Source organism: Nocardioides ginkgobilobae, assembly GCF_054781275.1.
The window spans coordinates 1-8,803 of the sequence record NZ_BAAGUS010000034.1 but is presented as its reverse complement, the minus strand read 5'-3'; the positions used below and the strand labels follow the sequence as shown (position 1 = coordinate 8,803).

Sequence of the window (8,803 nt, the reverse complement as noted above, 5' to 3'; positions counted from 1 at the left end):
ACGGCCTCATCGAGCTCCACCGCCGCGTCGCCCGCGGCTTCCGCAACTACAACAACTACCGGCTACGCATGCTCCTCATCGGCGGAGGACTCGACACCCTCATCCCCACCTGAAGTACGAAGAGCCCGCAATCCCGCCACCTTGGTGGAGCTGCCTGCACAACCGCGTGGCGAGCAAGCATGCTGGAGTGCCGCTGAGTTGCAGCGATTTCTCTCGGCCACCAGCGACCACGAGCGGCACGCCCTCTACGTGCTCCTCGGGGTTCTCGGACTCCGCCGAGGCGAGGCCGTCGCGCTCTCGTGGCGAGACGTCGACCTAGAGGCCAGCACACTTCGAGTCAGGAATGCGGCTGTCAGGGTCGGTGCACGAGTCCATGTCGGTCCGCCGAAGTCGCGACACAGCATGCGAACCCTCGCCGTCGACGCCAGAACGATCACCATGCTGGCGAGGGTGCGTGCATCGGGTATGGATCGGGATCTGCTCTTCCCCGGTCGGGACGGTGGCCTGCTGGACCCCAGTGCGGTCTCCAGAGAGTTCGACCGACTCCAGCGACTGCACGGGATGCGGCGCATCCGGCTGCACGATCTGCGACACACCTCCGCGTCGATCGGCTTGGCCGCGGGGGAGTCGCTGTTCGAGATCAGTCGGCGCCTCGGGCACTCGTCCATCACGGTAACCGCCGACATCTACAGCCACCTCATGCCCGGCACCAGCCAGGCCAATGCTGAGCGGATGGCCACGGCGATCTACGGCCAGGAGGGGCGGCGATGAGCTTCCTGCGACGTACCTGCGCAGTGATCCGCTCGGCGGCGGAAACCGCAGGGGAGTGGGCACTGTGGGTGTGGGCCCGGGTACGTCACGAGCCCGGCTACATCGACGGCCTCGCCGACCTGATGATCTGCGGCATCGACCTACTAACACCTGGCCTCCAGATGCGCATCCTGGCCGTCCAGACCGTGCGGGTCCTCGCAGCCACCATCAAGGGGATCGTCGCCTCCATGCGGCACTCTCCGGGAGACCCGAGCGAGCCGCTGCTCGGCCTTACGTCTCACGCGGGGTTCGACTGGTGAACCCCACCGCCTAACGCCCACCGTTACGAGCGTCGGCACGAGCGCCGACACCGCATCCCGAGCCCTCAGCCACCCCGGCTGGGGGCTCTTTCGCATTTCTAGAATCGAAGGAGCAGCACCATGTCCCGCGAATCACTCGCACACCTCAACACCCACACCCTCATCGGGAACACCGACCACCGAGGGATGGCCTGGCACTTCCGCGCCGGTCTCCAAGGCGACGAGCCGAACCACTACCCCGGTCCCATACCCGTCGAGGACGTCCGCCGCCGGCTCTTCAATTGGCAGGCAGCGTCTCGACCCGTCGGGGTCGAGCTGCCCGCGACGTACGAGACCATGACCCACCTCGACGAGTCGGGCGCCCCGATGCGCTGGCAGCGCATCGCGGACCGACAGGCCATCTGCCGCGACGACAACCATCAAGTCCTGGGGCTCTTCGCGTCCGGGTACGTGATGCACCAGTATCAGGAATGGCTGGTCACCACCGTCGCCGACATCCTCGACGACGACCTCGCGGTCAGCTCCGCCGGTCTGCTGCGCGGAGGAGCGGTCGCCTGGGTCGAGGTGTCGGTACCCGAGTCGATCACTACGCCCGAGGGCGTGGAGTTCCGGCCCAACCTGCTGGCCACCACCAGTTTCGACGGCTCCATCGCCACCACCTTCAAGCGCACCGTCACCGATGTCGTCTGTGACAACACCCGTGAGGCGGCATTGGCTGAGAAGGGGCAGACGTTCAAGGTCAAGCACTCGCGCAACTCCGCCGCCCAGCTGGCGCCGGCGCGGCAAGCGCTGGCGATGGTCCACCACGTCGCAGACGACTTCGCTGCCGAGGTCGCCAAGCTGTGCGCCATCAGTGTTCCGGATCTGACGTGGGAGCGGTTCCTGGCGGCGTACGTGCCTACCCGGCAGGCCGACGGGACCGCCCTGTCCCGTCGCGCGCAGTCCATGGCCGAGCGAAAGCGAGAGAGCCTCCAGCGGCTCTACCGTCACGATGCGCGCGTCGCACCCTGGGCCGGCACCGCCCACGGCGTCATCCAGGCCGTCAACACCTACGAGCACCACGAAGCGACCGTGCGCGGTTCCACCCGCGCTGACCGCAACATGCTGCGCACCGTGACAGGGGAGTGGGGCAAGCTCGACCGCGCCGCCTACGACGTTCTCGAGCGCGTGCTCGTGTAGTCACTCGTGAACACCTCCGTGGGGAGGGAGTCTCCGGACTCCCTCCCCATCGGAGTCCTTCTTGCATTTCGGACCCAAGCGGAAAAGCACGAGGCCGGCTTAGCCATGCGGCTGGCTGCCTGCCGGTCCCTCTCGGCGGGGTAGAACGCAGAGGTGGCGGCGTCCGGTCGGCCGACTGATGAGCCACAGTCGGTCTGCTCAATCATTGGCCGAATTTCGCTATCGCACGAAGGCTGTGGCTGTGTTCACCGCTACCAACGCCAAGACGATGAGAACAGCCGCCAGCAAGAGTGCGTGTCGCGCCTTTGCCCGCTCGGTGGAATGTTCGAGGCGCGCGCATCGCTCCTCGATTTCGACGATCTTGGGAGACACATGAGCCGCCACGGTGTTGAGGGAAGCCAGCTTTTGGGCCAGTTCGTCTGTCTGCTCTTTGCTGGCGTCGCGCGCAGCAGCCATGGCGTCGTGCATTGCGTCGATCGCGGCGCCATGGAGCGTCTGCATGTCGGCGAAAAGCCGTGTCCCTAGTTTGTGCAATTCAGCTTGAGTCTCTTCGCCGACGGTGACCAGCCGTTCAGGATCAATATTCTCGAGGGCTACCGCTGCCGCGCCCGTCTGCTGGGTAACGCTGCCCAAGGTTTCGATGAGGTCTCCGATGCGCGACGCAAAAGCGTGAAGCGTTTGTTGAGACTCATTCAGGGTGGTGCCGGCGGTGTGGACTGCCGTGCGAGCGTCGTTGACGGCTGTGGTCGCTGACTTCAGGGTCTGGACGTGGGCTAGCAATGATCGCAGGGCCTCTTCGGCCTGGCTAAAGTCGCTCACGGCCCGCTGCAGTTCGCTGCTCATGGTTCATCGTCCTGTCAAGGTTTGCAGTTCGCTGTCAAGAGTGTTGCTCAGCCGGCGAAGGCGTTGGTTCAGCACGTAACGCAGCTCGGTGGGGTGCATGACACCCCTCGTGGCCTGCTGAAGCACGTCGTCTTCGAGACTGATGACCGCAGTTTCGTCCTGTCCGGCGGCCCGCCAAGCGTCGTAGACAAGGGGGAGAAGCGGCCATCCTCGGCCGCCTTGCTGGTTGCGCAGTTGGGCGCAGGTCCATCGCAGAGTCCAGGAGGTCCCGGTTTCGTTGACGTCGTATGCGGCCAGGTGTTGGAAGGCGGCAAGCAACGTGGTGGCGACTACTTCCTGGTCCGGGTCGGGAAGGAGGGCCTCGCCGATGGCGCGGACGAGGAGGAGCGCTGGATGGTCGGGGTAGCTCTCAAGCAGTCGAGCCGAGCTGCCGATCCATTCGCGGGGTTCCTCCGCGGGGACGGTGTCGAGGAGACGCGTGATCTCATAAGGGTTGAGGGAGTCTGCGGTGGCTACCTCGGTGAGGATGCCTGCCAGTGGCCCGTCGGACAGATAGGCCAGGATGCGCTGACGCAGGCCCTCGCTGTCATCGCCAGAGGTGACGAAGAGGTGCATCTCGGCTAGCGCCCGGACTCGGGCAGGCTCGATGACGGCGTAGAGGATCTCGAGCAGCATGCGCAGGTGGTGTGCAGCGCGATCGCGGATGTCTTCCGGCGCTCGGGTCAGCTGTTGGTTCCTTAGGCCGCTCCTGCTGGGTTCTACCCGCGAGACGAAGGCCCTGACCTGTTCGTCGAGGTGCTCGACGCTGTAGTTGGAAAGGTCTACGACGTAGCGCGAGGCTCCATAGTCGACCGTGTAGTCATCAACGACACCGATCATGGCGAGTCGGAAGAGAGCCTTCTCGATCTTGCTGGCACTTGACTGCACTGGGCCGTCTGCCATTGGGATCGCTATTCGGTTGGTTGGGCCGGCGGGCAGGAGCGAGTCCAGGACTTCGAGCGCGGGGTAGAACTCTTCGTCGATGCCGTCGTAATTGTTGGTGAGGAAGAAATACTGGCGGGCGAGGTCCCCGCCAGCGTTCTTCGGGAGAGCCTGATAGGCGGCGACCCGGGTGGCCCGTGGGGCGTTCAGGTCGAGCAATTCGGCCGCGACCGAGCCGCCAGGTGGTACCGCGACCAGGACGCAGTGGGCGGGACGATTGTCGCGGCCAGCGCGGCCAGCCTCTTGGGCGAAGCCTTCGATGGAAGCGGGGTGTCCCAAGTGCATTGTCCAACGGATGTTGGGCTTGTCGATCCCCATGCCGAACGCTTTGGTGGAGACCAGGATCGAGGATTGATCGTCCTTGAATCTCTCGGCCTGCAGAGTCTTTTCTCGTTCCCAGCCGCGGCGTCCGCCGGTCCATGATCTGGGTGCGCTGCCAGCGTAGGTGCCGACGGCGACGTCCAGTTGCCCGTGCTCGAGGGATCGGATCGCGGCAACGACCTTGGCGCGGGTCTTGTCTAGGCCAAACTCGCCGTTGACGTGGGGCACGAAGACGATGCCGGATCGGGTACGAGGTCCGGCTAACGAGAACAGTTCGGCTGGGGTGCATCCGAGTCGCTCCGGCAGCACTTCAGTGAGTGCTTCACGCAGGCGTGAGGGCCAGGTCTGCTCCGTGGCCAGGAGGACCTCGTAGGTGAGGTTCGCGCGGTCGAAGGAGGAGGGTCGAAGGACCGTCATGTCCCGGTTCGCTTGTTGAAGTTCGATGAGGACGTCACGTAGTACGGCGGGGCTGGCGGTTCCCGTGAGAGCAAGCAGAGGCGGTGGGATGTCGTCGTCGCTGCTGCAGAGGTGGCGAAGGTTGCGGCCGACCCGGAGGTAGGCGGTGCGGAAGTCGTGGCCCCACTCGGAGACGCAGTGGGCCTCGTCGATGACGCAGAGGTTGATGCGTCGACTGGCGGCAGCGGCACCGAGGGCGTCTCTGAACGCTTGGATCTGCAGTCGTTCGGGAGTCAGGAACACCACGAGCGCGTCACCGCTGCTGACAGCGTTGTAAGCGGCTTCTCGTGCTTCGCCGGTGTTCTGTCTGGCGCCGGTCAGGCCGATTACGCGGTCGACTCCGTCTGCGACTAGCCGGCGCTCTTGGTCGTCGACCAGTGAGATCAGAGGGTCGATGACGAGGGTGACACCGGGGTGCAGCAGACCGGCGAGCTGGTAGATGAGGGACTTGCCGGCGCCGGTGGGTAGGAGAACGCAACTGTCCTGTCCGGCTAGGGCCGTGCGGATGGCTTGCGCTTGACCGTCGCGGAACTGTTCGAAACCAAAGACGGCTGCGAGCACTTCGCGCAATGCCGCATCCACGTCGGAGCGGCCGGGGTCGACGTAGCGTCGGCCGACTTCGCGCTGCTGCTGCCATGCGAGATCCACGGGGAGGTAGGTGCTGCGGATGACGACCGTCGGTAGGTCTGTCGGCGTGAGGTTGGCCCAGGTGGGGGTGAAGGGCTCGAGGCAGATGCGTGCGTTGGCCGACGGAGGTGCTTGACCTGGGGATGGAGCCCGGGGTTCGTCGATCGTGTCTGACGCTTGGCTTGGCCCGACGCTATGGACGGAAGTGGGCATGAGGTGTTCGAGATTCCAGAGCGCTGCAACGGCTCTCATCAGTTTCAGGACGTGAGGCAGCGCTCGATGTGCCCAGCCCGTCTCGTCGACGAGTTCCAGACGCCAGGGTGCGCCGGGAGGCAGAGCCCCGGCGCACATGAGGTCGACTAGGGCGATGCCGAGTCGCGTCGTGGTAGCGGGTTCATGGAGGAATTGAACTACCTCAGGGTCAGCCTCGGTGGCGAGGTCGTGGGTCCAGCGCAGTGCTTCTGCCAGTGGTGAGCCAGCGTCGAAGACGCTGGGCCCGGGGTGGCGACTCACCATGATGCCGGCGTGTGCGAGAGCCCTATCGCGCTGAGCGTCGACAGCTCTAGCCATGCCGTGCTGCTGACCGTCCAACTCGATGACGACAGCTCGCTGTGTCCAGGGAGCCGCAAGCAGGAAGTCGACCCACCGTTCGCCGGTGGAACTTTCGGTCAGCGCTTCGAGGGAGGCTTGAGGGTGCAGAAAGCGGTGCAGCCTGGGGAAGTGACTGGCGACGAGGTCCCACAACGGCTTCTCGTAGGTGTCATGCAGCTGGATCGACGGGTCCACTGCTGGGCTTCGCCGTCTCATTGGGCCGGCCGTTGCTGCCAACAGGTGGCCTTCGCTCAGGCTTTGCGTCTCGAGCCCCGGCGGGAGGTCGCAGGAGGGTACAACCGGGTTGGTTCCTCGTTGCCAGACCTTGCGCAGAACCTCGGCGAGAAAGGACAGGTCTGCGGTCGCATCGGCAGTGGTGTGAGGCGGGCCGGCGCCGGGTTGGCCGGCGCTCTCGGCTCGGTCTCTCGTGTGCCCATGGTGGAGCTTCTCTGCGTTAGCTGGCACTTGAACGTCACCGTGGTTGACGGCGGCGTCGGGGCTCTCGTGCGTATCGAAGTTGGTAGCCACCATGGCCTGGGAGGTGGCTCGTTCCAGGCGTGTGCGTGCTTCCGGTGATAACGAGGTGTACGCATCAAGTGCGCGTAGGGCGGGTGACTGTCCGCCTAGGGGTGTGTAGCGAACCTTCCACCCCGGGCGCGCTGAACGCTCGACCCATTCAACGCGTGGCATAGGCGGGGAGATGGCTAGTCACTTGGGAGCCGGATCCTCAGTTGAGCCGCTTCGCTTGTTCGAACGTGCGGAGTGAAGGAGAGCTGTCATCTCTATCTCGTCAAAGAGCGGTGCGTCCGACACTAGTGAAGTCGCTGCGTAGCCGCAGGTAAAGCCCTTGACGGCTCGCGACTCGGAGCGAGGTACCAGCAAGCTGGAGTTAGGGCTGCCGGACCGGATGGCATGAGGGCGAGGCCTACGAGATGCAGGGGCCCGGTGTCGGATCTGTAGTCCGATAGCCGAACACAGTCCGCGCTACGTCGCGCGTCGCCCTTCTTGGGGACCCGTTTCGAACCGTGCGGTGCGCCGCGAAGGCTGATCGGAGGGACTCCAAGTCAATCGGCGCTTCGTCGCGTGGTTCGGTAGAACAGGTGCTCCGTGAGATTCAGGACCATCTCGTCCAGTTCTTCCGGAGTTGGCAGTGCGGCGCGCCAGCTCTTCAGTTGGGCAGCGGTCAGTCGCTCGGCCACATTCATTCGCAGCGCGTAGTAGGTGACCATGTCGGACGTCAGTGGCGCTGGTCTGCGCAGCCTGACGTGATGCCGCTCGGTAGGGGTCAGGAGCTTTACTTTGAGGTACTCCAAGCATCCCACTCCGCGAAGGTCCCGTTCGGTTACGTCGCGCTGGTTATGACGGAGGACTTGCTCGGTGAGGGTTGAGAGCCGCCAACCAGTCCATGTTCGCTCACCGCGAAGCTCAGCGGCCTTAGCGTTTGGAGACTTGTTATGGGGTGCAGTAGCCACTAGCGGCTCCGGTGGCTCGGCGCCGAGCTGACCCGCCGGTCGAGGAGCTTGACGAGAAAATCCAAAGAGCGTCTGGCGCCACGGGTGAGTGGTGTGCCGCTTCCGAGCAGCTGAGCCAGTGCGGGGCTCAACCTGTAGTAGATCCGGATGAAGGCTCGACCGGCCGCGGACGATGCCAGAGATTCGTCACGGAACCGACGCAGCACAACGACCGCGGGCGCCTCGTAGTCTCCGTACACGGCAGTTGCGATGTAGCACCCCTCGCGCTCTTCTGGTGGCTCTGCGGCACGGGGTGGTGGATGTCCGCGCGCAAGAAGGTAGGTCGGCCCGTCGGACAGTACCTGCGTGACGTTTGAGAGTCCTGGAACGCGATGGGGTCCCTCCGGGCGGCTCGGGTCCTCGTCGACCAAGCCAATGTCAGCCAGAGAGCCGCACGTCCAAAGGGTTCCGTCGCGGCGCAATGCGAGTAGACCGCCGTTGGTCCCCCTATGCAGGTGGATCGACTCGATGTCGCTGAGGCCACGGACCTCTACGGGGCGCTTACGGTCCTTCATCGTGCCGTCTCCAAGACGGCCCCGGTAGTTCTCGCCCCATGCCCAGACGGTGCCGTCGGCCTTGAGGGCAAAGACGCTCTGGTAGACGACTACGAGTGCGGTCGCGTCTTGCAAGCCATCGACCACCACGGGTGTCCATCGATCCTCTCGGCTGCCATCGCCGAGCTGTCCGTAGTTGTTGCGGCCCCAAGCGGACACCCCTCCATCTGCATGCAGCGCGAAAACAGAAACGCCTTCGTAGTTCTGCTCGTCGCGCTCGTACACCCACATCGTCGCGAGTTGATTGATCTTCGGGAGACCAGCGATCTGGGTGGGCACGGATTGACTCGGCGCTGGACTCGTCTCGGCTGCAGCACCCTGCCATGGCCAATATCCGGTTTCCGGCTCCTTGTCGTTGAACCATGAGTGGCGCTCGCCGAAACCATGCTGGCCCCAGACCCACACAGACCCGTCCGACTTGAGCGCGTACGTGGTGTAGTCCTCCTGAAGCAGTTGAACGATGTCACTCAGTCCCGGCACCGCGACAGGTTCGCGGAGGATGCCAGGCAGCGTCCCGACTCCGAATTGCCAATAGCCGTTATAGGGCTCTTCACAGACCGGGGTGTAGTAGGGGTCTGAAGCCGCCGGTCTCAAGCAGGCTCCTGGCGATGTAGTTGGTCAGGTTGCGGAACCCGAGCGCTGATCCGCGTAGGTGCTCGAGCCGTCCGTT

General features: G+C 64.6%; 7 protein-coding genes. 3 read left to right on the top strand and 4 right to left on the bottom strand.

What is annotated here, in order from left to right; translation table 11 throughout:
• Window positions 1–144: 144 nt before the first annotated feature.
• The 3 genes from ACYVID_RS17895 (at window position 145) to ACYVID_RS17885 (ending at window position 2,249) form a co-directional block, all read left to right on the top strand.
• Entirely contained in the window at window positions 145–771 is a 627-nt protein-coding gene (locus ACYVID_RS17895) for a site-specific integrase (protein ID WP_460739402.1), read from the top strand.
• Window positions 768–1,070: a hypothetical protein gene (locus ACYVID_RS17890; RefSeq protein WP_460739400.1), complete on the top strand. Its 303-nt coding sequence runs from the start codon at window positions 768–770 to the stop codon at window positions 1,068–1,070. The genes ACYVID_RS17895 and ACYVID_RS17890 overlap by 4 nt, the downstream gene beginning before the upstream one ends.
• Window positions 1,071–1,190: 120 nt before the next feature.
• Window positions 1,191–2,249 (top strand): DUF932 domain-containing protein, encoded by a 1,059-nt coding sequence (locus tag ACYVID_RS17885; RefSeq protein WP_460739398.1) that lies wholly within the window; start codon window positions 1,191–1,193, stop codon window positions 2,247–2,249.
• Window positions 2,250–2,468: 219 nt separating this feature from the next.
• On the opposite strand, the gene ACYVID_RS17880 is transcribed toward ACYVID_RS17885, so the two are convergent.
• From ACYVID_RS17880 to ACYVID_RS17865, 4 genes are all read right to left on the bottom strand, one after another.
• On the bottom strand, window positions 2,469–3,092 hold the full coding sequence (locus ACYVID_RS17880; protein ID WP_460739396.1) for a hypothetical protein: 624 nt from the start codon (window positions 3,090–3,092) through the stop codon (window positions 2,469–2,471).
• 3 nt (window positions 3,093–3,095) lie between these two features.
• Complete coding sequence (locus ACYVID_RS17875; protein WP_460739394.1) at window positions 3,096–6,263, bottom strand: DEAD/DEAH box helicase; 3,168 nt, start codon at window positions 6,261–6,263, stop codon at window positions 3,096–3,098.
• 869 nt (window positions 6,264–7,132) lie between these two features.
• Window positions 7,133–7,297 (bottom strand): hypothetical protein, encoded by a 165-nt coding sequence (locus ACYVID_RS17870; RefSeq protein WP_460739392.1) that lies wholly within the window; start codon window positions 7,295–7,297, stop codon window positions 7,133–7,135.
• A gap of 242 nt (window positions 7,298–7,539) precedes the next feature.
• Entirely contained in the window at window positions 7,540–8,613 is a 1,074-nt protein-coding gene (locus ACYVID_RS17865) for an RCC1 domain-containing protein (protein ID WP_460739390.1), read from the bottom strand.
• Window positions 8,614–8,803 lie beyond the last annotated feature (190 nt).

Bases quoted from the DNA above. Each gene is read 5' to 3' on its own strand.
- ACYVID_RS17870 (WP_460739392.1), bottom strand. From the start codon at position 7,297: ATGGTCACCTACTACGCGCTGCGAATGAATGTGGCCGAGCGACTGACC.
- ACYVID_RS17880 (WP_460739396.1), bottom strand. From the start codon at position 3,092: ATGAGCAGCGAACTGCAGCGGGCCGTGAGCGACTTTAGCCAGGCCGAA.
- ACYVID_RS17885 (WP_460739398.1), top strand. From the start codon at position 1,191: ATGTCCCGCGAATCACTCGCACACCTCAACACCCACACCCTCATCGGG.
- ACYVID_RS17890 (WP_460739400.1), top strand. From the start codon at position 768: ATGAGCTTCCTGCGACGTACCTGCGCAGTGATCCGCTCGGCGGCGGAA.